Annotated in this window: 26 protein-coding genes; 23 read left to right on the top strand and 3 right to left on the bottom strand. The window is 62.5% G+C overall.

Annotation, left to right across the window (positions count from 1 at the left end):
• Window positions 1-109: 109 nt before the first annotated feature.
• The 21 genes from KGA89_RS06980 to KGA89_RS07080 are packed head-to-tail and all read left to right on the top strand — an operon-like array spanning window position 110 to window position 18,573.
• Window positions 110-835, top strand: coding sequence for a beta-ketoacyl synthase chain length factor (locus tag KGA89_RS06980; protein ID WP_027911932.1), 726 nt, complete (start codon window positions 110-112; stop codon window positions 833-835).
• Window positions 811-1,620: a lysophospholipid acyltransferase family protein gene (locus KGA89_RS06985; RefSeq protein WP_223471019.1), complete on the top strand. Its 810-nt coding sequence runs from the start codon at window positions 811-813 to the stop codon at window positions 1,618-1,620. Before KGA89_RS06980 ends, KGA89_RS06985 begins: the two co-directional genes overlap by 25 nt.
• A complete protein-coding gene (locus KGA89_RS06990) occupies window positions 1,601-1,858 on the top strand; it encodes a phosphopantetheine-binding protein (RefSeq protein ID WP_014336216.1) in 258 nt (85 codons plus the stop codon). Before KGA89_RS06985 ends, KGA89_RS06990 begins: the two co-directional genes overlap by 20 nt.
• Window positions 1,859-1,867: 9 nt before the next feature.
• Window positions 1,868-2,122, top strand: a complete 255-nt coding sequence (locus KGA89_RS06995; RefSeq protein ID WP_003197040.1) for an acyl carrier protein — start codon at window positions 1,868-1,870, stop codon at window positions 2,120-2,122.
• Entirely contained in the window at window positions 2,119-2,664 is a 546-nt protein-coding gene (locus tag KGA89_RS07000) for a hypothetical protein (RefSeq protein WP_223471020.1), read from the top strand. Before KGA89_RS06995 ends, KGA89_RS07000 begins: the two co-directional genes overlap by 4 nt.
• Window positions 2,661-4,346, top strand: a complete 1,686-nt coding sequence (locus tag KGA89_RS07005) for an AMP-binding protein (protein ID WP_223471022.1) — start codon at window positions 2,661-2,663, stop codon at window positions 4,344-4,346. The genes KGA89_RS07000 and KGA89_RS07005 overlap by 4 nt, the downstream gene beginning before the upstream one ends.
• A complete protein-coding gene (locus KGA89_RS07010; protein ID WP_013692101.1) occupies window positions 4,339-5,073 on the top strand; it encodes a glycosyltransferase family 2 protein in 735 nt (244 codons plus the stop codon). The genes KGA89_RS07005 and KGA89_RS07010 overlap by 8 nt, the downstream gene beginning before the upstream one ends.
• A complete protein-coding gene (locus KGA89_RS07015; RefSeq protein ID WP_223471024.1) occupies window positions 5,070-6,014 on the top strand; it encodes a glycosyl transferase in 945 nt (314 codons plus the stop codon). Before KGA89_RS07010 ends, KGA89_RS07015 begins: the two co-directional genes overlap by 4 nt.
• Entirely contained in the window at window positions 5,995-7,539 is a 1,545-nt protein-coding gene (gene hutH, locus KGA89_RS07020) for a histidine ammonia-lyase (RefSeq protein WP_038859600.1), read from the top strand. Before KGA89_RS07015 ends, hutH begins: the two co-directional genes overlap by 20 nt.
• A complete protein-coding gene (locus tag KGA89_RS07025) occupies window positions 7,532-7,957 on the top strand; it encodes an acyl-CoA thioesterase (RefSeq protein ID WP_003197029.1) in 426 nt (141 codons plus the stop codon). The genes hutH and KGA89_RS07025 overlap by 8 nt, the downstream gene beginning before the upstream one ends.
• The gene (locus KGA89_RS07030) at window positions 7,954-8,547 is read left to right on the top strand and encodes an outer membrane lipoprotein carrier protein LolA (protein ID WP_003197028.1); all 594 of its coding nucleotides are present in this window, start codon (window positions 7,954-7,956) and stop codon (window positions 8,545-8,547) included. The genes KGA89_RS07025 and KGA89_RS07030 overlap by 4 nt, the downstream gene beginning before the upstream one ends.
• Window positions 8,531-10,870 (top strand): MMPL family transporter, encoded by a 2,340-nt coding sequence (locus KGA89_RS07035; RefSeq protein WP_223471026.1) that lies wholly within the window; start codon window positions 8,531-8,533, stop codon window positions 10,868-10,870. The genes KGA89_RS07030 and KGA89_RS07035 overlap by 17 nt, the downstream gene beginning before the upstream one ends.
• Window positions 10,867-12,024: a sodium:proton antiporter gene (locus tag KGA89_RS07040; RefSeq protein WP_223471028.1), complete on the top strand. Its 1,158-nt coding sequence runs from the start codon at window positions 10,867-10,869 to the stop codon at window positions 12,022-12,024. Before KGA89_RS07035 ends, KGA89_RS07040 begins: the two co-directional genes overlap by 4 nt.
• Window positions 12,011-13,258 carry an NAD(P)/FAD-dependent oxidoreductase gene (locus tag KGA89_RS07045; protein ID WP_223471030.1) on the top strand — a complete coding sequence of 416 codons (1,248 nt, stop codon included), beginning with the start codon at window positions 12,011-12,013 and terminating at the stop codon, window positions 13,256-13,258. The genes KGA89_RS07040 and KGA89_RS07045 overlap by 14 nt, the downstream gene beginning before the upstream one ends.
• Window positions 13,259-13,268: 10 nt before the next feature.
• Window positions 13,269-13,997, top strand: a complete 729-nt coding sequence (locus KGA89_RS07050) for a class I SAM-dependent methyltransferase (RefSeq protein ID WP_223471032.1) — start codon at window positions 13,269-13,271, stop codon at window positions 13,995-13,997.
• On the top strand, window positions 13,994-14,476 hold the full coding sequence (locus KGA89_RS07055) for a DUF3261 domain-containing protein (RefSeq protein ID WP_003197018.1): 483 nt from the start codon (window positions 13,994-13,996) through the stop codon (window positions 14,474-14,476). Before KGA89_RS07050 ends, KGA89_RS07055 begins: the two co-directional genes overlap by 4 nt.
• Window positions 14,473-15,669, top strand: coding sequence for a beta-ketoacyl-[acyl-carrier-protein] synthase family protein (locus KGA89_RS07060; protein WP_223471034.1), 1,197 nt, complete (start codon window positions 14,473-14,475; stop codon window positions 15,667-15,669). The genes KGA89_RS07055 and KGA89_RS07060 overlap by 4 nt, the downstream gene beginning before the upstream one ends.
• Complete coding sequence (locus KGA89_RS07065) at window positions 15,666-16,133, top strand: hotdog family protein (RefSeq protein ID WP_214511531.1); 468 nt, start codon at window positions 15,666-15,668, stop codon at window positions 16,131-16,133. The genes KGA89_RS07060 and KGA89_RS07065 overlap by 4 nt, the downstream gene beginning before the upstream one ends.
• On the top strand, window positions 16,130-16,858 hold the full coding sequence (gene fabG, locus KGA89_RS07070; protein WP_223471036.1) for a 3-oxoacyl-ACP reductase FabG: 729 nt from the start codon (window positions 16,130-16,132) through the stop codon (window positions 16,856-16,858). The genes KGA89_RS07065 and fabG overlap by 4 nt, the downstream gene beginning before the upstream one ends.
• On the top strand, window positions 16,858-18,084 hold the full coding sequence (locus tag KGA89_RS07075; protein WP_223471038.1) for a beta-ketoacyl-ACP synthase: 1,227 nt from the start codon (window positions 16,858-16,860) through the stop codon (window positions 18,082-18,084). The genes fabG and KGA89_RS07075 overlap by 1 nt, the downstream gene beginning before the upstream one ends.
• Before the next feature lie 42 nt (window positions 18,085-18,126).
• Window positions 18,127-18,573, top strand: coding sequence for an excinuclease (locus tag KGA89_RS07080; RefSeq protein ID WP_223471040.1), 447 nt, complete (start codon window positions 18,127-18,129; stop codon window positions 18,571-18,573).
• A 157-nt stretch (window positions 18,574-18,730) separates the two neighbouring features.
• Here KGA89_RS07080 and KGA89_RS07085 read toward each other — a convergent pair whose 3' ends face one another.
• A complete protein-coding gene (locus tag KGA89_RS07085) occupies window positions 18,731-19,051 on the bottom strand; it encodes a PAAR domain-containing protein (RefSeq protein ID WP_223471042.1) in 321 nt (106 codons plus the stop codon).
• Window positions 19,048-19,581, bottom strand: coding sequence for a hypothetical protein (locus KGA89_RS07090; protein ID WP_223471044.1), 534 nt, complete (start codon window positions 19,579-19,581; stop codon window positions 19,048-19,050). Before KGA89_RS07090 ends, KGA89_RS07085 begins: the two co-directional genes overlap by 4 nt.
• 319 nt (window positions 19,582-19,900) lie before the next feature.
• On the opposite strand from KGA89_RS07090, the gene KGA89_RS07095 reads away from it, so the two are divergent.
• Complete coding sequence (locus KGA89_RS07095; RefSeq protein WP_223471046.1) at window positions 19,901-20,872, top strand: alpha/beta fold hydrolase; 972 nt, start codon at window positions 19,901-19,903, stop codon at window positions 20,870-20,872.
• 132 nt (window positions 20,873-21,004) lie between these two features.
• Window positions 21,005-25,054: a dermonecrotic toxin domain-containing protein gene (locus KGA89_RS07100; RefSeq protein WP_223471048.1), complete on the top strand. Its 4,050-nt coding sequence runs from the start codon at window positions 21,005-21,007 to the stop codon at window positions 25,052-25,054.
• Window positions 25,055-25,275: 221 nt separating this feature from the next.
• On the opposite strand, the gene KGA89_RS07105 is transcribed toward KGA89_RS07100, so the two are convergent.
• Window positions 25,276-26,166: a LysR family transcriptional regulator gene (locus KGA89_RS07105; RefSeq protein ID WP_003196997.1), complete on the bottom strand. Its 891-nt coding sequence runs from the start codon at window positions 26,164-26,166 to the stop codon at window positions 25,276-25,278.
• Window positions 26,167-26,226: the final 60 nt, after the last annotated feature.

Here is a 26,226-nt window from a genome sequence, read left to right on the forward strand (position 1 = left end):
GCCAGTCGCACCGGGATAATGCGCGCCACTTGGGTCTCAAGACCATGCAGGGATGGACGCGGGTCAAGCCACTGAACCGTGACAATAAAAGCCCGCAGGGGTGGGATGAATTTTTGTGATCAATTTCAATATCGCCCAATGGCGCGCATGGGCCCCTGGGCTCGAAAGCGTGGACGATTGGCAGGCATGGAGCCGACAGCCGGTCGTATTGCCGGCCAGCGATGCCGCCCCTGACGTTTCGTTCCTGCCGGCCATGCAGCGCCGGCGCCTCAGCCGCCTGGCGCGGATGGCCTTCAGTGTTGGCTGGCCGCTGGCCGAGGGCCGGCCGGACCTACCGTTGGTCTTTATTTCCCGCCACGGCGAAACCCCGCGCACTTTTGAGATTCTCAAGGACCTGGCAGCCGACCAGCCTTTGTCGCCGACCCAATTCAGTCTGTCGGTGCACAACGCGGTGATTGGCCTGTGGTCGATCATGCGCGGCGAAACCAGCGAAATGACCGCCCTGGCCGCCACTGGCGACGGCCTGGAACACGGCGTGCTGGAGGCCGTCGCGCTGTTGAACGAAGGATCGCCTGCGGTGCTGCTGGTGATCACCGAAGAACAACCTCCGCAAGTCTATGCACCGTGGGTCGATGACGTGCCGTTTCCCTATGCCATGGGCCTGCTGCTGACCCCGGGCGATGACTGGCAACTGGACCTGTGCGCGCAGGCCGGCCAATCACCGGGCAGCGACTGGCCCCATGCCCTGGATCTATTGCGTACGCTGCTGGACGACAAAACCACCTGCCAACATGCCTGGAAGAATCGTGTATGGACCTGGCAACGCAACCGGTGACGGGTAAACATCGCGACGCCTATTACTGGCGCCTGATCGCGACCGCCGCAAGCTTCGTCCTGTTCGGGCTGGGCGGGCTGTGCCTGCGTTTGCTGGTGTTCCCGCTGCTGGCCTGGTGGCCCGGCGATGCCCAGGCCCACCGCCTAAGGGCGCGCCGCACGGTCGGGCGGTTGTTCTGGTTCTTTATCCGGTTCATGGCCCGCACCGGCGTGCTCACCTATCAGATCGATGGCGCCGAACGACTCGGGCGCCCCGGGCAGATGATCATTGCCAACCACCCGTCGCTGATCGACGTGGTGTTCCTGATCGGGCTGGTGCGCGACGCCAACTGCGTGGTCAAGCAAAGCCTCTGGGACAACCCCTTTACCCGGGGCCCGCTGCATTCGACCCAATACATCAGCAACGACGGCAGCATGGACATGCTCGATGCCGCCAGCGACGCCCTGCAAGAGGGCCAGACGCTGATCGTCTTCCCCGAAGGGACGCGCACCCAGCCAGGCCAGGTGCCGGCCTTTCATCGGGGGGCGGCGGCCATCGCCCTGCGGGGTGCGAAAATCCTCACACCCGTCACGATCAAGGTCTGCCCCACGACACTGACCAAGGCTGAACCCTGGTATCGCATCCCTCAGCGCCGCGTGCACTTCAGTTTTCACGTCGGGGCCGATATAGACCCACAGGCGTTCGCCGCGCTCGGCCCGCCTCCCCAGGCTTCGCGCAGGCTCAACGATTTTTTGCATCACTATTACATCAAGGAGCTCGCCGAAGATGAGCGATCTGCACCGTGACATCAAACAGCTGATCATCGACGCCCTCGGCCTGGAAGACATCGGCATCGACGACATCGGCGACCACCAGACCCTGTTCGGCGAAGGCCTGGGCCTGGACTCGGTGGATGCCCTGGAACTAGGCCTGGCGATCCAGAAGGAGTACGGCATCAAGATAGACGCCGACGCCAAGGACACCCGTAACCATTTCAGCAATGTGGCAAGCCTTGCGGCCTTCGTCACTGCAAAACGCCCCTGAGACCGGATCATGCAAACTCGTGACGATATTTTCCACACCCTGCGCGATGCTCTGGTCGAGCTTTTCGAGCTGGACCCTGAGCGTGTGACGCTGGAATCGAACCTGTACCAGGACCTGGAAATCGACAGCATCGACGCGGTCGACCTGATCGACCACATCAAGCGCCAGACCGGCAAGAAAATCGCCGCCGAAGAATTCAAGTCGGTGCGCACCGTCAATGACGTGGTCGAGGCAGTTTATCGACTGGTTCAACCGGCCGCATGACCCGGCTGATTGGCCTCGGCTTGCTGCTGGCGGGCCTGCTCTACCCCTTTGCGGTGTATTTCGGCATGGAGCACTTCGCCCCGTGGCAGTTCGGGCTGCTGCTGGGCAGCCTGTGGCTGGCCCGGGCGTTGCTTGGCAAGGGTGGGACCGGCAGCCGCTGGATGGCGGCCACGGCAATCGTGTTCTGTATATTGCTCGCGCTGTTCGACAGCCCGCTCCTGCTGCGCTGGTACCCGGTGCTGATCAGCGCGTTCATGCTCGGGTTGTTCGTGCTGAGCCTGAAATACGGCCCGCCGATGATCGAACGCCTGGCCCGCCTGCGCGAACCGCAGCTGCCGGCCAAGGCGGTGGTGTATACGCGCCAGGTCACGGTGGCCTGGAGTGTGTTTTTCCTATGTAACGGTTTGCTCGCCGCCGCCCTGACCCTCTGGGCGCCGCTGAGCTGGTGGATGTTGTACACCGGCCTGATTTCCTACGGATTGATGGGGCTGCTGTTTGCCATTGAATGGCTCATACGACAACGGGTAAGAGGCCGCCCATGAATTGGATAACACTTGAGCAGGTGCTGCTCAAGGCTCAGCCGGAACGCGCCGTTGCGGTCGATCCGGCGCTGAATCACTCGCAACTGCGGGACGCGGCGTTGCGCCTGGCGGCTGGCCTGCAAGCTCGGGGCGTGCGGCATGTGGCGGTGCACCTGGAAGATGCCGCCGACCTCGCCGTCGCCCTGCTCGGTGCCTGGCGCGCCGGGGTCCGAGTCCTGCTTCCCGCCGACCTGCAAGCGCAGACACGCCAGCGCTGGGCGGCGGACGTGGACCTGTGGCTGACCGACCAGCCCGGCGATACACATCCCGGCAACTTGCAACAGGCGCCGATGGACGCCGCCGAACTGGACCTCGATCACTGCTGGCTGAGCCTGTGCACCTCCGGCTCCAGCGGCGAGCCCAAGCGCATAGAGAAAACCCTGCGCCAGTTAAGCAACGAGGTCCAGGCCCTGGAACACCTGTGGGGCGCCGACCTGGGCCCGGCCTGCATGATCGGCAGCGTTGCTACCCAGCACATCTACGGGTTGCTGTTCCGGGTGCTGTGGCCGCTGTGCGCCGGGCGTGCGTTCGTGCGTCGGCAATTGGCCTTCCCGGAAGACCTGCAACGCGCCAGCCGCGAGCAACCGACCTTCGCCTGGGTCGCCAGCCCGGCACTGCTCAAGCGCATGGGCGACAACCTCGATTGGCCGGCCTTGAGCTGCGTGCGCCGGGTGTTCTCCTCTGGCGGCGCCTTGCCCCCCGAGGCAGCGCAAAGCTTGCAGCAGCGCCTGGGGCAATGGCCGACGGAAATTTTCGGCAGTTCGGAAACCGGCGGCATCGCCTGGCGCCAGGGCAGCGGATTGTGGCAACCCTTTGCCGACGTCGAACTGAGCCAGGACAGCGACGGCGCCTTGCTGATCGCCTCGCCCTATCTGCCGACCGGGCATGTGGAACACACCGCCGACGCGGCACGAATCGCCGAAGATGGGCGCTTCGAGTTGCTCGGGCGACTGGACCGTATCGTCAAGCTCGAAGAAAAACGCATCTCCCTGCCGATGCTCGAACAAGCGCTGGCGGCCCACGACTGGGTCAGCGAAGCGCGGCTGGGGGTGGTGCAGGAGAATCGTGCCTCCCTCGGCGCGCTGCTGGTGCTGAGCGACGTCGGCCTGCGTGCCTTGCGCAACCAGGGCCGGCGCGCCGTTACCGAAGGCCTGCGCCGGCGCCTGAGCGAACATTGCGAACCCCTCGCCCTGCCACGGCGCTGGCGCTGGTTGCGGCAGTTGCCGCTCAACGCCCAGGGCAAGCTGCCCCAGGCCGAGGTCGAGGCGCTGCTGATGGCGCCACGGCCCAAGGCTCCCGAAGTGTTGGAACGCGTCGAAACCGACGGTGAGTGGAGCCTGCAGCTGGTCGTACCGCCAGACCTGGCGTACTTCAGCGGTCACTTCCCCACCGCGCCGGTACTGCCGGGCGTGGTGCAGGTCGATTGGGCCTTGAGCCTGGGCCGCCAATTGCTGGATCTGCCGCCCCGGTTCGTCGGCATGGAAGTGCTGAAATTCCAGCAACTGGTGCGCCCCGGCGATGAAATCCAACTGCACCTGCGCTTCGACCGCGAGCGCGGCAAGCTGTACTTCGCCTACCGCAATGACACGGCGGCCTGCTCCAGCGGGCGGATTGTGCTGGGGGAAAGGGATGAGCATGCATAACCCCTGCGCCGTCATACCGGTCTACAACCACGAAACCGCCATCTCGGCGGTGGTCCAGGCGTTGCTCGCCAACGGCCTGCCCTGCGTGCTGGTGGATGACGCCAGCAGCCCGGCGTGTGCCGCCGTGCTCGATCGGCTGGCCGAGGGCGAGCGGGTTCATCTGGTCAGGCTGGCGGTCAACCAGGGCAAGGGCGGCGCGGTAATGACCGGCCTACGCGAGGCTTCGCGCCTGGGTTTCAGCCACGCCTTGCAGGTGGACGCCGACGGGCAGCACGATCTAGGCGACGTGAAAGTCTTCATCGAACAATCCCGTGCCCACCCGGACGCGGTGATCTGTGGTTATCCGCGCTACGACGCCAGCGTGCCGAAAGGTCGCCTGTACGCGCGCTACCTGACCCACGTGATGGTCTGGATCAACAGCCTGTCCTTGCAAATCCGCGACTCCATGTGTGGCTTTCGGGTCTATCCGCTGGCACCGACCCTGGCGCTGATCGACTCGGCCAATATCGGCAAGCGCATGGATTTCGATTCGGACATCCTCGTGCGCCTGGCCTGGCGCAATCAGCCGATGCACTGGCTGCACACGCGGGTCCATTACCCCCAGGACGGGGTCTCGCACTTTCGCCTGTTCCACGACAACGTGCTGATTTCCAGCATGCACACCCGGTTGTTCTTCGGCATGCTCGTGCGCTTTCCCCTGATTCTCTGGCGACGGTGGCGGGCATGAGCCTTCAGCAAGACAAGCAACATTGGGCCGACCGCCAGGAGCGCGGCAGTTTCTGGCTGATGAAACTCACCGCAGTCGCCGCCAAGGTGCTCGGCCGGCGCTTGCTGACCCCGGTGCTGTACGGCATCGTCCTGTACTTCTTCATTTTCGGCCGCAGTGCCCGTCAGGCGGCCCGGCAATATCAGCAGCGCCTGGCCGACTGGAGCGCACGTCCCGAGCTGCGCCCGACCCGCTGGCGGGTGTTCGGGCAGTTCATGGCGTTTGCCGACTCCCTGCTGGACAAGCTCGACGTCTGGAACGGCAAGCTGAGCATCGACCAGATCGAAATCGTCGATAAGGCGCTGCTGCGCAATCATTTGCGAGACACCCGTGGGCAAATGCTGGTGGGCGCGCACCTGGGCAACCTGGAGATGTGCCGGGCCCTGGCCGAGCTGGGCGAGAAAGTGACCATGAACGTGCTGGTGCACACCAAGCACGCCGAGCAGTTCAACCGTTTGCTGGGCGAAGCCGGTGCCACGCATCTGCGGCTGATCCAGGTCAGCGAGCTGGACCCGGTGATCATGTTGCAGTTGAGCGAACGCCTGGAGCGCGGCGAGTGGCTGGCAATTGCCGGCGACCGTGTACCGCTGCACGGCGGGCGCAGCGTGACCGTGGATTTCATGGGACGCCCGGCCGCCTTTCCCCAGGGCCCCTGGCTACTGGCCGGCCTGCTGAAATGCCCGGTCAACCTGCTGATGTGCCTCAAGCACGAGGGGCGCTATCGCGTCACCCTCGAACCTTTCGCCGATGCCGTGGTGTGGAAACGCAACGACCGCGAGCAAGTGATCGCCCACTGGGCCGGCCGCTACGCCGAGCGCCTGGCGCAATACTGCCTCCAGGCCCCCCAACAGTGGTTCAACTTTTACCCTTTCTGGAAGACCGATGACGATGCCCACTCTTGAGCCGGTAACCTTCGGCGAACGCCCCTTGCGCATCGAAGATGTGCTGGCCCTGGCCAACCGTCAGGCACCGACGCAGTTGCAGGATGATCCGGCGTTCCGCCAGCGCATCGCCAAGGGTGCGCAATTTCTCGATTCCTTGCTGGACAAGGAAGGCGTTATCTACGGCGTGACCACCGGTTACGGCGACTCCTGCGTGGTGGCCGTGCCGTTGCACCACGTCGAGGCCCTGCCGCGTCACCTGTACACGTTCCACGGCTGCGGCCTGGGCAAGCTGCTCGACGCCCAGGCCACCCGTGCGGTGCTGGCGGCGCGTCTGCAGTCGCTGTGCCACGGCGTGTCGGGGGTGCGGGTGGAACTGCTGGAACGGCTCCAGGCCTTTCTCGAACACGACATCCTGCCGCTGATTCCGGAAGAAGGCTCGGTGGGCGCCAGCGGCGACCTGACGCCGCTGTCCTACGTTGCCGCCACGCTGTCGGGCGAGCGGGAAGTGATGTTCCGTGGCGAACGGCGCCTGGCCGCCGATGTGCACCGCGAACTGGGCTGGACCCCGCTGGTGCTGCGGCCCAAGGAGGCCCTGGCGCTGATGAACGGCACCGCCGTGATGACCGGCCTGGCCTGCCTGGCCTTCGCCCGCGCCGACTACCTGCTGCAACTGGCGACGCGCATCACCGCGCTGAACGTCGTCGCCCTGCAAGGCAACCCGGAACACTTCGACGAACGCCTGTTCGCCGCCAAGCCACACCCGGGGCAGATGCAAGTCGCCGCATGGCTGCGCAAGGACCTGGCGATCGACGCCCCAACCGCGCCGCTGCATCGCCTGCAGGACCGCTATTCCCTGCGCTGCGCGCCCCATGTGCTTGGGGTATTGGCCGACAGCCTGGGTTGGCTGCGCGCGTTCATCGAAACCGAACTCAACAGTGCCAACGACAACCCGATCATCGACGCCGAAGCCGAGCGCGTGCTGCACGGCGGGCATTTCTACGGCGGACATATCGCCTTCGCCATGGACAGCCTGAAGAACCTGGTGGCCAACGTCGCCGACTTGCTGGACCGCCAGCTCGCGCTGCTGGTGGACGAGCGCTACAACCATGGCCTGCCAAGCAACCTCTCCGGCGCCAGCGCCGACCGGGCGATGCTCAACCATGGCTTCAAGGCCGTGCAGATCGGCACCAGTGCCTGGACCGCCGAAGCCCTGAAAAACACCATGCCGGCCAGCGTGTTCTCGCGTTCCACCGAGTGCCACAACCAGGACAAGGTGAGCATGGGCACCATCGCCGCCCGCGACGCCATCCGCGTACTGGAGCTGACCGAACAAGTCGCCGCCGCCACCTTGCTGGCGGCCAACCAGGGCGTGTGGCTGCGCAGCCGTGCCGAAGACGCCCGCCCACTGCCGCCGGCCCTGGCCGCCATGCACGAGCAACTGGCCGAGGATTTCCCGCCAGTGATCGAGGACCGCGCCCTGGAAGGTGAACTGCGCCTGTGCCTGCAACGCATCGCCAACCAACACTGGAGGCTGCATGCGTAACCAAGGTGTCTTGCACGTCGACACGCAGGTCGTGGTGCCATTTTTCGATGTCGATTCGATGAACGTGGTCTGGCACGGCCACTATGTCAAATACCTGGAAGTGGCCCGCTGCGCCTTGCTCGACCTGATCGGCCACAACTACAACGACATGCTCGAATCCGGCCACGCATGGCCGATCATCGACCTGCAACTGCGCTACGTGCGCAGCGCCATGTTCGGCCAGGCCCTGACCGTGCGCGCCAGCCTGGTGGAGTGGGAAAACCGGCTGAAGATCAATTACCTGATCAGCGACGCAACCACCGGCGACCGCTTGACCCGTGCCAGTTCGGTGCAAGTGGCCGTGGACCTCGCCAGTCGCGAAATGCTGCTGGCCTCGCCCCGGGTCTTTGTCGAAGCCGTGGAAAGGAAACTGCCATGAAGCGCCTGTCAGCCTGGCTGTTGCTGTGCTGCCTGGCACCCGTGGCCCAGGCGTTCGACTTGCAACAGTTGAGCGATCAACTGGCCCGCCCGGAAGTGATCCACGGGCAGTTCATCCAGGAAAAGCACCTGCGCGCCCTGCCCCAGCCCCTCACCAGCAAGGGACGCTTCGTGCTGGCGAAAAACCACGGGCTGCTGTGGCTGCTGCAAACCCCGCTGCAACAGGACTACCGCATCACCGCCCAGGGCATCGCCCGGCGAGACGGTAACGCCTGGCAGATGCTGCCGAACAAGAGCGCCGGCGCCGAGCAGAACCGCTTGTTCCTGGCGGTATTGCAAGGAGACAGCACAGGCCTGCAACGGGATTTCGAACTGAGCCTGTCGGGCGAGCCGCAACAATGGAAGCTCACCCTGACCCCGCGCTCGGTGCTGCTCAAACAGGTTTTCAACCAGATCAACATCGACGGCGGCGAACTGGTGCAGCGCATCGAACTGCTGGAAACCCAAGGCGACAGTACCGTGCTGCGCATGCAGGACAGCAACAGCGCACAACCCTTGAGCGAAGCGGAGCAACATGATTTTGCCGAGTGAACGGATGCTGCCCCGGCTGTTCCTGATCCTGCTGCTGGCAGTGCTCGCGCTCGCCGGTTGGCAATGGCGTAACGGCGCGCCGCTGTCGGCCAATCTCATGGAACTGGTGCCGGGCACGTCGCCCGATGCCCTGGAGCTCATCGCCGAACAACGCATGCAGGAGCCGCTCAATCGCGAGATGCTGGTGCTGGTCGGTCACACCGATCGCCAGCAAGCCATCGCCCTGGCGCAAACACTCGGCGAGCAATGGCAGGCCAGCGGTCTGTTCGACAAGGTGCAATGGACGTTGCAGGCCGACTTGCCGGCGCTGCGCGCGCAATTGCTCACCGGGCGGCTGGCGATGCTCTCGGCGGCGGACCGCCAGCAATTGATCGAGCAGCCCCAGGCGTTCATCCAACAACGGGTGCAGGCCCTGTTCGATCCGTTCAGCGGCTTCAGCCTGGTGCCGAACCAGGACGACTGGCTGGGCCTGACCGGGCGCATCCAGAACAGCCAGCCACAGCGCGGCGCGATAAAGTTCGACATCGGCAGCGGTGCGTTGGTCGCCGATGCCGACGGTAAAAGCTGGGTGATGCTGCGGGCCCGCGCCCAGGGCAACGCCTTCGACATGAATCTGCCGCTGCAAGTGGCCGAGCTGCTGCAACGCAGTCGCGACCAGGCGAGCCAGGCCCAAGGTCAACTGCTGGCGGCCAGCGGCCTGCTGTACGCCGCCAGCGGCCAGCAACAGGCATCGCGGGAAATCACCTGGGTCGGCGGTGGCGCGACCGTCGGCATCTTGCTGCTGCTGTTGCTGGCCTTCCGGCGCCTGCGCGTATGGCTGGCGTTCGTGCCGGTGCTGGTGGGCGTGCTGTTTGGCGCGGTGGCCTGCGTGGCCTTGTTTGGCCGCATGCATGTCATGACCCTGGTCCTGGGTTCCAGCCTGATTGGCGTAGCCGTGGATTACCCGCTGCACTACCTGTCCAAGAGCTGGAGCCTGAAGCCCTGGCGCAGCTGGCCGGCCTTGCGCCTGACCCTGCCGGGGCTGAGCCTGAGCCTTGTGACCACCTGCATCGGCTACCTGGCCCTGGCCTGGACGCCGTTCCCGGCCCTGACCCAGATCGCGATATTTTCCGCCGCCGGGCTGGTGGGCGCCTACCTGAGCGCCGTCTGCCTGCTGCCGGCGCTGCTCAAGGGCGCAGAGTTGCGCCCCGCCCAATGGCCGCTCCAGGTCTGCCAATACCTGCTCAAGGCCCGTGAAGCCCTGCTGAAACGGGTACGCACGCCGGTCCTGCTGATGTTGTTGCTGACGTTCTGCGCGGGTGGGCTCTGGCACCTGACCACGAAAAACGACATCCGCCAGTGGATCGGCACGCCCCAGCACCTTACCGACGAAGCCCGCGACATCGCGCGCATCACCGGTTTCCAGCCCACCAGTCAGTTTTTCCTGATCCGCGCCGACGATCAATCCCAACTGCTGGAGCGCCAGACCGCCCTCAACGAGCGGCTGGATCAGTTGATCGGCCTGGAAAAGCTCCAGGGCTACCTGTCGCTGAACCAACTGGTCAGCCCGCCAGCCGAACAGCAGAAAGTGCGTGAGGCCCTGGCCCGCTTGCCAGCCTTCTGGCAACCGCTGCTGGACCTGGGCGTCCCGGTCGCTGCGCTACAAGCAGAGCTGGCGCAATTACAGGCCCTGCCAGTGACCGACATTGACGCCGCGCTGGTCGGTCCGTTGGCCGAGCCGTATCGCACACTCTGGCTCGGACCAACAGCGCAAGGCGTCGCGGCGGTGGTCAGCTTGCAAGGTTTGAACGATGCGACGCTGCTGCGGGTACAAGCGGTGGATCTGCCAGGCGTACAACTGGTGGATCGCCTGGGCGACCTGAACCGAGTCTTCGCCGCCACGCAGGTCAGCGCCGCCGAGTTGAAACTGGCCTCCTGCGTGCTGATTGTGCTGGTGCTGATCTGGCCGTTTGGTGTCGGCGGCGCCTTGCGCATCGTGGCATTGCCGTTGCTGGCCGCACTGTGCAGCCTGGCGAGCCTAGGCTGGCTGGGGCAGCCACTGACCTTGTTCAGCCTGTTCGGCCTGTTGCTGGTGACGGCCATCGGCGTCGACTACGCGATCCTGATGCGCGAGCAGATCGGCGGTGCCGCCGTGAGTCTGCTGGGCACGTTCCTGGCGGCGGTCACCACCTGGCTGTCGTTCGGCCTGCTGGCGCTGTCCAGTACACCGGCGGTGAGCAACTTCGGCCTGGCGGTGAGCCTGGGGCTGGCCTTCAGCTTCATGTTGGCGCCGTGGGCGGGACATCAAGCCCACGCGGCGACGGTCGCGGAGCCCGCCCAATGATGACCCTGCTGTTCTGGCTCATGGCCCTGGGGCTGTTCGCAGTCGCCACACGCCTGGGTGCTCGCTTCGGGTTGATCCCGATTGTCAGCCAGTTGTTGCTGGCGACCTTCGGCCTGCCGCTGCTGATGTATTTCTGGATCGAACCGGGCTGGCAACTCAGCGGCGTACAACTGGTATCGCCGGTGTGGCTAAAGAACCTCTACAGCCTCGCGTTCGCGCTGTTGCTGGGGCACATCCTCAGCGACGTGATCGACCTGCGCCTGGACCGCCAGAGCGTGAAAATCGCCCTGCCAAGCTTCGTCGTTCCATTCGCCTGCGGTCTGGCGACAGCGTTCTGGCTGCTGCCGCCCCAGCCCTGGATCAGCTCCCTGGCGGTGGGACTGCTGTTTGCGATCACGGCGATCCCGGTGCTGTACCTGTACCTGCGTCACATCGACTACCCACCCGCCGCCACCCGGCGACTGGTGCAAACGGCGATCCTGATCGACCTGGCCTGCTGGAGCCTGTTCGGCCTGGCCCAGGGCAGTCTCCACCTGGGCAGCCTGCTGTTGCCGTTGGCCGGCGCCTGCGTGCCGCTGCTGTTGCGCCTGGTTGGCCTGCGCCAGCCGTTGCTGTACAGCGGTGTGTTTTTTGCCCTGCTGGTGGTGGCCGAGCACTATCGGCTCAATGCACTGATCGTCGGCATTGGTTATCTGCTGTGCATGGCCGCGCTCAAAGTGCCCTTGAGGCTGCCGCTCAATATCACCTGGATGCAGGGCTTGCAGACATACCTGGCGATCCCGCTGATCCTCACGTTCGGCATTGTGCAGATCGACGTCCACAGCGCCATGAGCAGCCTCGACTGGGTGCAATTGACGGCGTTGCTGCTGTTGCCCATTGCCAGCAAAATGCTGGGCAACTGGCTGGGCCTGGGTTGGGCCGCCGCGTCATTCGCCGGCGCCAGTCGCTGGCGTGAAAGTGTCCTGCTGAACATTCGCGGCTTGAGTGAAATCGTCTTCCTCAATCTGCTCTTGCAACAACAGCTCATCAGCCCAGCGTTGTATTTCACGCTGATGCTGATGGGACTGATCGCCACATTACTGCCGGCCGTGACCGGTTTCCACCGTATTCCCTCGATTGCCGTCCCGGCCAGGAGCTCCAGTGCCAACAGTTGAAATGGAACGTCGACAGGTCGTCATCATCGGCGCAGGCCCTTCCGGCGCCATCGCCGCCGCGTTGCTCAAGCGCAAGGGCCACGATGTGCTGGTCATCGAGCGCCAGCATTTCCCCCGGTTCTCCATCGGTGAGAGCCTGTTGTCCCATTGCCTGGATTTCGTCGAAGAAGCCGGCATGCTCGACGCGGTGAATGCCGCCGGGTTCCAGCGCAAGAACGGCGCCGCGTTTGCCTGGGGCGAGCGCTACAGCGCCTTCGATTTCGGCGATACCTTCAGCAACGGCAAGCCCACGACCTTCCAGGTACAACGTGCCGACTTCGACAAGTTACTGGCCGACCAGGCCGTCCTGCAAGGCGTGGAGATCCGCTACGGCCAAGCGATCACCAGCGCCGACTTCAGCCTCGCCAAGCCCCAACTGGGCGTGCAGCGCGAAGATGGCAGCGAGTACGGCGTCGAGGCCGACTTCGTGCTCGATGCCAGCGGCTATGGCCGTGTCCTGCCGCGCCTGCTGGACCTTGAAGCACCGTCGAATTTCCCGGTGCGCCAGGCGGTGTTCACGCACATCGAGGATCGCATCGACGCCCCGGCGTTCGATCGAGAGAAGATCCTGATCACCACCCACCCGAGCAAACGCGACGTGTGGTTCTGGACCATTCCGTTCAGCGGCGGGCGCTGCTCGGTGGGCGTGGTCGCGGCGGCGGAACATTTCGCTGGCCGCACCGACGACCTCGATGCCTGCCTGCGCGGTTTCATCAATGAAACCCCAAGCCTGGCCGGCGTGCTGCAGAACGCCGTATGGGACACCCCGGCGCGGACCATCGGCGGCTACTCGGCCAACGTCAAGACCCTGCACGGCCAGGGCTTCGCCCTGCTGGGCAACGCCGCGGAATTCCTCGACCCGGTGTTTTCCTCCGGCGTGACCATTGCCATGCGCTCGGCGAGCATGGCCGCCGACGTACTCCATCGTCAGTTGCAAGGTGAAAGCGTGGATTGGCAAAGCGAGTTCGCCGAGCCGCTCAAGCGCGGCGTCGACACCTTCCGCTGCTATGTCGAGGGCTGGTACGCCGGCACCTTCCAGGACGTGATTTTCTACACCGAAGGCTCGGACGACATCCGCCGCATGATCAGCTCGATCCTGGCCGGCTACGCCTGGGATCAGCGCAATCCGTTTGTCAGCGAACCCAAGCGGCGCCTGCGCGTGCTCTCGGAAATCTGCGCGAGTCCGGCGCCATGAGTCTGCAACCATGAGCTACTTGAGCGACAACTACGTCGAAGAAACCCGCTTCGGCTTCTGGTTCCTGCGCAGCCACACCTGGCAGCACCATGTGTTGCGCGTGGCGATCAACGACCTGCGCAGCCTGTTCAGCACCCCGCTGCCGGCCAACCCGGTGCTGCTCGACGCCGGCTGCGGCCAGGGCAAGTCGTTCCAATACCTGCGCCAGGTGTTCGCGCCACAACGCCTGATCGGGGTGGATGCCGACCCCCATAGCCTGGACCTGAGCCGGGAGGAAGCCACACGCCAAGGCATGGCCGTGGAACTGATCGGCAGCGACTGCGCAACGTTGGCGGTGCCCGATGCCAGCGTCGACCTGCTGTTCTGCCACCAGACCTTCCATCACTTGGTGGAGCAGGAAAAAGCCCTCGCCGAGTTCTATCGCGTACTCAAGCCCGGCGGCTATTTGATGTTTGCCGAATCCACCGAAGCCTACATCGACACCTGGGTGATCCGCTGGCTGTTCCGTCATCCCATGCATGTGCAGAAAAGTGCCGCGCAGTATCTGGAGATGATCCGCGGGCAAGGCTTCCAGTTCGAAGCCCGTAACGTGTCCTACCCGTACCTGTGGTGGAGCCGCGCCAAGGACTTCGGCTTGCTGGAGCGTTTTGGCCTGCGCCGGGCCAAACCGTTCGGCGAGCGCGAGGAAACCCTGGTCAATGCGGTGGCTCGCAAACCCGTCGAAGGGGCCATCGGATGATTCGTGCCCTGCTTGTCGGCTGCCTGTTGCTGCTCAGTGCCTGCGCCAGCCATGCGCCGCTGCCCGAGCGCACGCCAACCCTGGCCTTGCCGATGCAACTGCACATCGAGCGGACATTGGCCGGCCAACGCCAGGACTGGCTGCTGGTGATCCAGCGCGAAGACGCCGGCATCCGTTGGTCGATGATGGACCCGCTGGGCATTCCCGTGGCCCGCCAGCGCCTGGTCGCTGGCCAGTGGCAGGCCGACGGTCTGCTGCCGCCCAATGCCGAAGCCCGGGAGTTGTTCGCCGCGCTGTTGTTCGCCCTGACCCCCGAAGCCGAACTGCCGGGCAACTACCCGACCGCCCGGCAACAAGCGTCGCAACGGACCCTCGATTCCCGCTGGCAGGTGCGCTACACGCAGCCGCTGGATTTTGAAATGAGCCTGCCCCAAGGCCCCCGCTACCGCATCACACCGTTGACCGAGAACGCCCCATGACCGCCTATTTGAATGCCCTCGGGGTGATCTGTGCCCTGGGCCGCGACAAGCACACCGTCGCGCGCAACCTGTTTGCCGGCGACTGTTCGGGCGTTCGTATCAAGGACGGCTGGGTCGCCGAACGTGCATTACCGGTTGCCGCGGTGCCGGGTGAACTCGCCCCCATCCCCCCAACCCTGTTGGCGCACCGCAGCCGCAACAATCAGCTGCTGCTGGAAGCCGGGCTGCAGATTCGCGCCGAGATCGACCAGGCCATCCAGGCCTACGGTCGCGCCCGCATCGGCATCGTGTTGGGCACCAGCACTTCGGGGATCGATGAGGCCAGCCAGGGCATTGCCCATTACCTGCGCGAGCAACACTTCCCCGACGGCTACGACTACCAGCAACAGGAACTCAGCGCGCCGGCCAACTTTCTTTCCGACTGGCTCGGCCTGAGCGGTCCGTCCTACGTGATTTCCACGGCTTGCACCTCCAGCGCCCGCGCCTTGATGAGCGCCCGGCGCCTGCTGGACCTGGGCCTGTGCGATGCCGTGCTGTGCGGTGGCGTGGACAGCCTGTGCAAACTGACCCTCAACGGTTTTTCCGCACTGGAAGCGGTGTCGAACGAACGCTGCAATCCGTTTTCGGTGAACCGCAGCGGCATCAACATTGGCGAAGCAGCCGTGCTGTTCCTCATGAGCAAGACGCCAGGCGACGGGATACCGATTGCCTTGCTCGGCGACGGCGCCAGTTCCGATGCCCACCATATTTCCGCACCTGAACCCAACGGTCGCGGCGCCCGCCAGGCTATGGAAAAAGCCCTGCGTTGCGCTGGCCTCGAGGCCAGCCAGATCGACTACCTGAACCTGCACGGCACCGCCACGCAACACAATGACGCCATGGAAAGCCAGGCGGTGGCCGGGCTGTTTCCAGCGGGCGTGCCCTGCTCGTCCACCAAGCCCATGACCGGCCATACTCTCGGCGCGGCCGGGGCACTGGAAGCGGCATTCTGCTGGTTGGCCCTGAGCGCAGAAAATACCGCCCTGGCCCTGCCGCCGCATGTCTGGGACGGCCAGGCCGATCCGGCCCTGCCAGCGCTGGACTGGGTCACCGCCGGCACCCACCTGAACCCGACCACCCCGCGCCGCCTGATGAGCAATTCATTTGCATTCGGCGGCAACAACGTCAGCCTGATTATCGGAGACGCCCCATGATTGACTGGCCGCTCGCCGAACTGCTGCCCCATGCCGGCGACATGATCCTCATCGACCGGATCCTGTCGTTCGATGACGAACAGATCCATACCCATGTCACCGTCAAGCCCGGCGGTTTGTTCAGCCGCGACGATGGCGCGCTGCCGGCCTGGGTCGGCATCGAGCTGATGGCCCAAAGCGTCGCCGCCTTTGCCGGTTGCCATGCACGCCAACGGGGTGATGCCGTGGCCCTGGGCTTTTTGCTCGGCACCCGCAAGTTCGAATGCAACGTCGAGTGTTTTCCCGCCGGCGTCGAGCTGACCATCCACGGCGTGCGCTCCCTGGAAGACGACAACGGCATGGGCGTGTTCGAATGCCACATCCACGCCCCCGGCATCCATGCCACGGCCCGGCTCAACGTATTCCGTCCGCCCCAGGCCGCCCATTACCTTCATGAACCGTCCGCAACAGGAAACCCGTCATGACTGAATCCGTATTGGTCACCGGCTCCAGCCGTGGCATCGGCCGCGCCATCGCCCTGCGCCTGGCCCGGGCCGGGCACGACATCGTGCTGCACTGCCGCAGCGGCCGCGCCGAGGCCGAGACGGTCCAGGCGCAAATCCAGGCCCTGGGCCGCAACGCCCGGGTGCTGCAATTCGACGTGGCCGACCGGGCCGCGTGCAAGGCCATTCTCGAAGCCGATGTCGAAACCCACGGCGCCTATTACGGCGTGGTGCTCAACGCTGGCCTGACCCGCGATGGTGCCTTCCCGGCCCTGAGCGAAGACGACTGGGATGTGGTGATGCGCACCAACCTCGACGGTTTCTATAACGTGCTGCATCCGGTGATGATGCCGATGATCCGTCGTCGCGCCGCCGGGAGGATCGTCTGCATCACCTCGGTTTCCGGGCTGATCGGCAATCGCGGCCAGGTCAACTACAGCGCCTCGAAGGCCGGGTTGATCGGCGCGGCCAAGGCGTTGGCAATCGAGCTGGGCAAGCGCAAGATCACCGTCAATTGCGTCGCGCCAGGCCTGATCGACACCGCCATGCTCGATGAAAACGTACCCGTGGAAGAACTGATGAAAATGATCCCCGCCCAGCGCATGGGCACCCCGGAAGAAGTGGCGGGTGCGGTGAACTTCCTGATGTCCGCCGAAGCCGGCTACATCACCCGGCAGGTCCTGGCCGTCAACGGAGGCTTGTGCTGATGAAGCGCGTCGTCGTCACCGGCATGGCCGGTATCACCTCCATAGGCAGCGACTGGGAAACCATCGCCGCCAACTTCGCCGCCAACCGCAGCGGCATCCGGCGCATGAATGAGTGGGACCGTTTCACCGAACTGAACACCCGCCTGGCCGGGCCCATCGACGACTTCCAGGTCCCGGCCCACTGGACCCGCAAGCAACTGCGCAGCATGGGCCGGGTTTCGCGCCTGGCGGTCGCGTCGGCGGAACAGGCCCTGGCCGACGCCGGCCTGCTGGGCGACGAATCGATCAAGGACGGGCGCATGGGCGTGTCCTGCGGTTCGTCCACCGGCAGCACCGACGAGATCAAGGCCTTTGGCAACATGCTGCTCAACAGCGTGGCCGAAGGGTTGAACGCCAACTCCTACGTGCGAATGATGCCCCACACCACGGCGGCCAACATCAGCATCTTCTTCGGCTTGACCGGGCGCCTGATCCCCACCTCCAGCGCCTGCACCAGCGGCAGCCATGGCATCGGCTATGCCTACGAGGCCATCAAATTCGGGCGCCTGCCGTTGATGCTTGCCGGTGGCGCCGAAGAGCTGTGCCCGACCGAAGCGATGGTGTTCGATGCGCTCTACGCCACCAGCCTGAAAAACGAAGCACCGCAAACCAGCCCGCGCCCCTACGACAAGGACCGCGACGGCCTGGTGATCGGTGAAGGCGCCGGCATGCTCGTGCTTGAAGAACTGGAACATGCGTTGGCACGCGGCGCACGGATCCATGCCGAGATCGTCGGCTTTGGCAGCAACGCCGACGGCCAGCACGCCACCCGCCCCGAACTGCTCACCATGCGCCGGGCCATGGAACTGGCCCTGGAAGATGCCGGCCTCGAACCCTCGGCCATCGGCTACGTCAACGGCCACGGCACCGCCACCGAACAAGGTGACATCGCCGAAACCCTGGCCACCAGCAGCCTGTTTGGCGAACACATGCCCATCAGCTCGCAGAAGAGTTTCCTCGGTCACACCCTGGGTGCCTGCGGCGCGCTGGAGTCCTGGTTCAGCATCGAAATGATGAACCGCGACCTCTACGTGCACACCTTCAACCTCGATGAGGTTGATCCCCAATGCGGCAAGCTCGATTACCTGCGTAACGAGTTCAGGTCGATGAGCAACGAATACGTGATGAACAACAACTTCGCCTTTGGTGGGGTCAACACCTCGCTGATTTTCCGCCGCTGGCACTGAATCGGATTCAAAACCCTGTTACCCCTCGTCAAGGAGACCATGATGTCGTTGAAGAAAATCGCCGTGACCGCCGCCCTGTTGCTCAGCACCCTGCCAAGCCTCAGCCAGGCCCGTGATACCGCGCTGTTCCTGCCGTTCGACAAAGTCGTCGCCGAAGCCATCCGCACCGGCAAGATCGACGGCAGCGTGAAGTTCTACCTGGCGGGTAACAAACCGGCCGGCAACATCACCGTGATCAGCCCAGGGGCGGTGACCAACAAGAAAACCAACGCCTTCAACAAATCCGATGAAGTAGCCTGCGAATGGGTCCTGCAATCGGCCCTGATCAGCCTGCACCAAGCCGCCAAGAACGCCGGCGCCAATGCCGTCACCAACATCGTCAGCTTCTACAAGAGCAACGAACGCAAGGACTCCACCACCTACGAATGCCACGCCGGCGCGATCATGGCGGGTGTTGCGTTGAAAGGGGATTTGGCGAAGGTGCAATAAAAAAGCACCTTTTGAAGTCCCCGCTGGGATATAGGAACTGTGTAGGAGCTGTCGAGTGCAACGAGGCTGCGATCTTTCCCAGACACTTGAGTCCCAAGCGAAAGATCAAGAGATCGTCCGAACGCGGCCCGAGCCTTCGGCAGCTCCCACAGGGACGTCAAGCCAGTTGAGCGACTCGGCTGGCTTGCGGTGCGGGGTCTGCATTTTTGTAGGTGACCCAGAATACCGAGGGGATCAGTCGTGCTTTGCAGGGGCAGGTACTGTGGCTATCCAGGGTGCCGGCCATATGCCTGCCATGGCTGACCATGTGCCCTATACCGCCCCTGATCTGATAGGTGTTCCCGTCTTTACCACAAGAGACGCGGTCATCTTCGCGGGCATGCTGCAGGCCAAACATGTTCACCTTGCCGTCGCCATCCAGCACTTTCCCACCGCACGTGGTCTTGTCACCCTGACCGATGAAGTAACCCTCGTTCATTGGATGTTCTCCTTCATCGCATTCGAGTGCAGGCGATGAACATCCGCCAGCCTGAGAGCAGGCAAAAAATCCTCTGCCATCGGCACACCTTCACGCACGATGATCAGGAAACGTCTCTGAAGTGTATTGATGATCTCGTCGCCATTGCTCAGGCGGCTGCCGACCAGTGCGATGTTGCTGTTGGCTTCCCCGGCGGCGGTTATGATCCGTGCCGTGGTGCCATCGGCATACACAACCTGATCGCCTTTCTGCGCAGCTCGTACTTTCCAGCCATTATCCAGGGTGAACGTCAACGACGATGACACTTGCTGGATCGTTCCGCCGTTACGCGTCTGGCTGCCCTCGGTGGCCACTCGGTAAATAGCGATGGGAGGATGAGCTTGGACGTGCGCCTTTTGTCGATTAATCCATGCCACGACTTCTTCGCTGTAATCGTCGAGTTGCCGTTGCTCCACGTACAAGTCGTCCAAATGGCGGAGGTATTCAGCAGAGACTTCGTTGGTGTATGGGGACTGCAAGGGTTCATTCATTACTAAGGCTCCTGTTCAAGGGACGTTATCCGTTGGCCTTTGGAACGCTAAGCCGGACGAATTTCGGAGCAATGAATAAGACGTTGCAGCGCTAGCAAGTCGCAATCCCGGCAGCACGGTATTAGGAGCGAACAGGAAATTTCGGAAAAGAAAATGCGCGCTTTCCTACAGCCAAGAAGAGTCTGACAGTCCAATTCTGTTTTGCCGTTTGTCGGAACTGTCATCTTCGACAGTATCGGTGGGGTTCCGGATCCCATCAGGCTTTAACCACTTGAAAAATTGCCTTTCCATTTTCAGATGTTTAAACCCGGTTTCAGAAATGGATAAAAAATTGATGAATACGATCGCCTGGTCAGGCGTCACAGCCGTGTCTTCTCAACGCCACGCCACATCGCCCTCCGTGGAACAAGGCGGCATTGTTGTGGACGGTGTGCTATTTACCCGCGCCTATGCGCAGGTGAATGGCATTCGCCTTCACTATCTTATGAGCGGTAATGGCGAACACCCGGTTTTGCTGGTGCATGGGTTTCCGGGAAGTTGGCGCAGCTGGGAGACGTTGATGGGGCCATTGGTGCGTGCTGGTTTTACCCCGATCGTTCCTGATTATCGCGGTGCTGGCGAAACTGATATTTCAACAGGTGGCTATGACAAAAAAAGCATGGCGCATGATTTACACGAACTGGTAACCCTCCTGAACATCAAGCAGGTCGATATTATTGGTCACGACATGGGTTTAATCATTGCCTATGCCTACGGCGCGCTTTACCCCGATGAAACCAAACATATCATCTTGATGGATGGATTCATTCCTGGCATCCCTGGATGGGAAACCGCTTACAACGGCAATATTGACGCGGGCGTGGCAAGTAAATGGCACTTTCGCTTTTTTGGTAAAACGGCCCTGTCCATGATCCAGAGGCAGGAGAAAACCTACCTGGACATGTTTTTTGATAATTTTGTCTTCGCGGGCAACGGTACGGTACGTGAAGAGGTGCGCCAGGCGCTGGTGGAGGACTACTCCCGACCTGGGCGCATGGAGGCGGCATTCAAGCTTTATTCGGCCTGGGTAGAGCATGATGTGAAAGACAACCTGGCTTTTGCCCAGAATAAGTTGACGGTTCCGCTGCTCACCATCGGCGGCGACAATTCGAGAGGTAAAACCTTGGCCGAGCAGGCCTTGCACATTGCTACGCAACCGCACTCATTAATACTGGTCAATACCGGACATTGGGTATTGGAAGAACAACCGCAGGCTACCCGCGACGCGATCCTGACCTTTCTTGCACAATAAACAATCAGTCAAATTCGCTTTGTCACAGGCGCTCGAACAGCACCTTCCTTTGTATGTGCGGTATCTATCTACCACCCTATCGTCGCCTGCCTTCAATAGGTTGCCCTTCCGAAAAACTCTCAGGAAGAGCACATGCAGGAAGATACCGCCCCCATACCGTCTTTCAACCTTCCGCAGGCCGATAGCGTCACTGACGCCAGCACCCCACTGACAAACCGGCTCACGACCTCGCAGCAGCACATGATCCGCTTGAACAGTGCCGTTCCCTGGCCCTCGACGGCCACGAGACAGCATCTGGACTACTGGTTCAAAAGAACCTTCCCCGCCTTGGCGGGCACCATGGCCGTCGAAACATTGTCGGTGTGCACGCTGCAAGAGGAGCCTATCGCCCCATCGGAACGCGTCCCCAACGGGCCGATGTCCCGGCGGACAGTGAAAGATATCGTTTTCCTCGAGACCCTTTTCTGGCGCGCCGCTGCCGGCCAGATGAATACCCGTGAGTTTTTCCTCGAAATCGACAACCTCGAGGTTGTCGTGACGAAAGACAACCTCACCCAAGTGCCCAGCGCCCTGAACAGTCGTGAAGCAAAGGAGGAAATCAAACGCCTGCTGAACACCACGCCAGCGTCTTATGAACGGCTGCTGGCGCGGGTCCTGGATGACTTCTGGAGTAAACCGGCCGATTTCACCCGAGGCCGCAACGTCGGTGACTGGCTGGCGGAAGAACTGGGCACGCAACTGCAGGTACAAGCAGATCTTCATTTGCTGGATACAACGCTGAGCCAGGCAATGCACAAGGCAGTGACAGACCATCTGGCGGCGCAGGCCACCAGACCCGGGGTTTTCAACCTGAGCCTCACTCTCCAAGGTTGGGGATTCAGCCTGCCGGTGCCGGGTGCCGTCGTGCTGACACGGCCCGACCATACCGATCATTCGGCGGACGCCGTGCTGTACCGTCCGGGTCATCCGCTGGAGGTGCATGGCAGCCTGACGGAACTGAAGGCCAGCCTGATGGAGGACGATAACGTTGAGGACCGGTTGGACACCGCACCCATAGCAGGGAATTTCCTTGTTCATTTGGTCAGCGATTTGCGGGCGGTGCAGAAAGCAGCCGTGAGCAATACCTTGTTGAACGGCCCGACCGAGGAAGAGGAAATCGCCGCCTGGGTGAGCAGGCTGGATGCCGCGGCGGACATCGGCGATAAGCTGGACCTGGCGGGCGCCATGGACGAGCGCGAGCTGCGGCTGAACCTGAAAAACTTGAATGACTGGCTGCACGACCTCCCCCACATCACCGGTGACGACCGCCTGGCATGGTGGCGGGCGGCGCAGGCCCTGCACAGCAGCCTGGTCGATACACCGCCCCCAGCGGACCCGGTGACGCTGGCCACCGCGCAGGCGCTTCGGGAGCGGACCCGTCGCCTGCTCGCCGGCTTCATCGGGGAGAAATACCCGCCAGCCGACCCTGAAGATGTGTCGCTGAGTATCAGAAAACAACTGACTGACCCGCATGCACCAACGGGCGCCTCACCGTTCGGGTCCGGGGTTTCGCAAGGTGGCGTGAGGGGGGTCATGGATGACCGCCGTTCCATGACCGAGTGGGCGATGTCCAACCTGACCCAGGACGAACGCAACGCCGCTCAGCCTAGCGTCGTCGGGCCGCTGAGCTTTGCGCAGATTATAGAGACCATCGAGCGGGCAGACATCGGCACCCGGCTGGCGACCGATGTGCAACTCGCCGCCCGCCAATCACAAGCGCAATGGATGACCCTGAAAGCGCAACAGATACGGGCCCAGGCGTGGACCGCCCATATCTCGGGCGACCTGAGGCACGACAAGGACAGTATCGGACTGAACCTGGTGCTGGCAGCGTTGGACAGTCCGACACCGGATCGGCGCGCCAAGGTCAACGGGCACGACGTGGTGGTCCGTCAACTGCAGTGGGGCAACAGCGTGCTCAGGTCGATACTGGCGTTTGGGGTGAAAACCGTGTCGAGCCGCCCGTCGCTGACGCTGTACACGCCGGGAGCACCGGACGGCAAGGTGTTCAGGGACGTGGATGCGGCCAGCGGTCGAACGTTGGAAAGCACCTTGGCGCAGACGCTCACTGCCACGCCACAAATGACCCGCTGGCTCATTTCGCAACTGCCGCTGCTGGAGCAGGCCGTACAGCTTGCCAGTATGGTGCCGGCCTCGGAAAAGCTGACGTTCGAGGAGAAGATAAGAAAAGTCACACAGTCGGCTTTCGTCTGGGCGAGGACCAGGGCACAGAACGACTTTGCGACGAAAATCTCCTCGCCCGTGGTTGGAGGGAACTTGCTCCAAGCACTGTATGAAACGCAAATAACCCACGCGATGAAAACCGCGGACATGTTGACGGTGACCAACGCCGAACGCGACAGCGCAGCCGCGCGGGAGGGGCGCAGAAACGGCGTCATGTTGTTGACCGGGGCGATGTCGATGGCACCTGCGGGCCGGCTGGGCGGAATACTGGGACGTGCGATCCTGCCAACGATGGCCGGAGGGACGGCGGTGGCGGCAATCGATGTCGAAGACGGTCACTTCAGCCAGTGGACACGTGATTTTATCAGCGGACTGGGCGAGGTCATCGCCGAAGCCGGGCAGGATCTGATCATGGCGCGTGCAAGGCGTCATCAGGCACGCCCGGCGCTGTCCTCCCTGCCCCGCATGCCAGATCCGGAGTTGGAGGCTTTTCACCTCAGGGGCTTTGACAGCAAGGGGTTGATCCCCGAAGGCCGCAATCGGTACAGGGACACCAGCGGGCAGGGTTACCTGACCATAGGAAAGTACTTCTACAAATCGGCGATTCAGGGAGGCGAACGGATTATCTACGCGCCTAACAACCGTACAAACCAGCGGACGGTGACCTGGAAAAACGGCAGTTGGCAGGTTGAAGCACGACAGCGGTTGCTGGGTGGCGGGGCTTTACAGAGTCTGATCGGTCGATCTCCAGAGACCTTGCAACAGAAGCGATGCAACATATTGCTGGAAGGTGCTTTGGCGGACCAACGCAGGCCCTCCGTTGAATTGGTCAACACCGTAAAGAATCTTGTTGATTCAATGCCTGATGAGCTGGTTGTACGAATACTCCATGAGAGCATGGAGGATGTTGGCATGCGCGACTTGGATTCTTATCGCGCACAAATAACCTCCCTCTATCAAACGCAGGTAATTCCCCACGCAAACATGAAGCATAAAATCAACATATGGATGCACGTCGATACTGCGACCAAAGTCATCGAATCAAGAGGTGATGGCTTCAACCTTACAGCCGCCCAACAAATACTGATATTTGACAAGATAGAAATACTTGGTCCAAAGCTGTTCAATCACCGAGGTGAGTTCAATACGGCCATCACCATATTGCCAGATAACGTCACCGGGGCTGTATTTCTAGCGATCACCCCCGAACGAGGAAAAAAGCGAGACGCCGTCCGTAATATTGCAGATACCCATACCGAAATATTGGAAGTCGCACAAGCCAAACTCCTCGCCGAGCTGGAACCGCTATTCCCAGGGAGCGGCCCGGATGTAGAGGCCGCCAGGAGAAGATACGTTAACGCCGCCGAACGCCAAGACGAATACAAAAGAAAATTCATCAATGCCTTCAGTACGGAAATGCGCCGCAGAAACAGACTCGGGCTACTGACAGAAATCAGGCAACATGAAATCCCTTACATCATCGCCAACAAAGGCAAGTCGCAACGCAGGATGATGGTTGTTACCGAAGAGGAGATTACAAAATTCACCCGAAACTTATCCCGCTATGATGCGTTCGACATCGAGGTCGTGACACAGGCCCGGACAAACAGGGTGACCGGCACCCGACCTCCAACCACGCCACCTACTTCAGCGGTTCCATCGCCTGCGGCCGACAAGTTCATGGTCGATACCAGCCCATTGGCGGACACGCAAATGTCCTACGATAACTTCCCTGAAACAGCCAGGGCGAAAGTAGTAGAAATCATGGATGACATTCGTGCTGGCAGGGTGACGACGAAGAAAATCAATCAGTATTACTGGTACGACATGGCTCGACTGGTTCCAGGAGGTGGCCGGGGCTTGTGGCGCGCCGCGTTCGAACGCCAGGGCGATACGTGGACACTCCAGGGTTTTTATAATTATCACGTAAACAAACCGGCGACCGTCTGGGGGGATTGAGATAGAGAGCCCCAGAAGGCGTAGGCACATCCAACATCTTTGGTGGCTGATGCACCGCTATCGCGAGCAAGCTCGCTCCCACAGGAGATTTGCGGTGATTGAAGGTTCTGCGACCACCGACGATCAAGGGTGGGAGCGAGCTTGCTCGCGATGGCGTCGGCACATCCAATATCTGCATCGCGATCAAGCTCGCTCCCACAGGCGTTTTTCCGCTTGACCCGCTACTCGGTATTACCTGTCAACAACGCCACAAACGCCTTCGCCATCGGCGAACGCTGGTCCTTGCGCTGGACCAGCCACACCGCCGACACCGCTGCCGGATCGAGTAGCGGTCGATACACCACCCCATCGATACGCATGCGCTGGTAAGACGCCGGCAATACCGAGACACCCAGCCCCGCCGCCACCAAGCCGATGATGGTCATGGCTTCGCCGGCTTCCTGGGCGAAGTGCGGGCTGAAGCCGGCGTCGCGGGCCAGGTTCAGGAGCTGGGCATAGAGGCCGCTGCCGTAGCTGCGGGGGAAGAACACGAACGGCTCCTGGGCCAAGGCCGAGAGGAACAGGCCGTCTTCATTGCCCTGGGCCAGGGGATGCTTGGCACTGAGCACGGCTACCAGCGGTTCGCGGCTGAGTTCGATTTCCACCAAGGAGTCGGGCAACGGCAAGGGTCGCATGATGCCCACCTCGATCTCTTCATCCACCAGTGCGTCGGCCACTTGGGTACTGCTCATTTCCCGCAGGTTCAGGTGCACCGCCGGGAAGCGTTGCCGGAATGAAAAAATCGCCTGGGGGATGGTGGAGTTGAAAGGCGCCGAGGAGGTGAAGCCGATTTTCAGCTCGCCCAACTCCCCCAGTTGGGCGCGGCGGGCGACGTCAGCGGCTTTATCGACCTGGACCAATACCCGTCGCGCTTCTTCAAGGAACAACCGCCCGGCCTCGCTCAATTCGACCCGACGATTGGTACGCTCGAACAACCGTGCGCCAATCTCCTGCTCCAGCGCCTGGATCTGCTGGCTCAAGGGCGGCTGGGAGATGCCCAGGGCCAGCGCGGCACGGCCGAAATGCAGTTCTTCGGCAACGGCGATGAAGTAACGCAGGTGTCGCAATTCCATGGGCAATCCAATAGGTCGTATAACGTCTTAAACAGGTCGAACAATATATTGGATAGAATC

Source organism: Pseudomonas sp. A-RE-22, from assembly GCF_019956035.1.
Classification (GTDB): domain Bacteria; phylum Pseudomonadota; class Gammaproteobacteria; order Pseudomonadales; family Pseudomonadaceae; genus Aquipseudomonas; species Aquipseudomonas brassicacearum.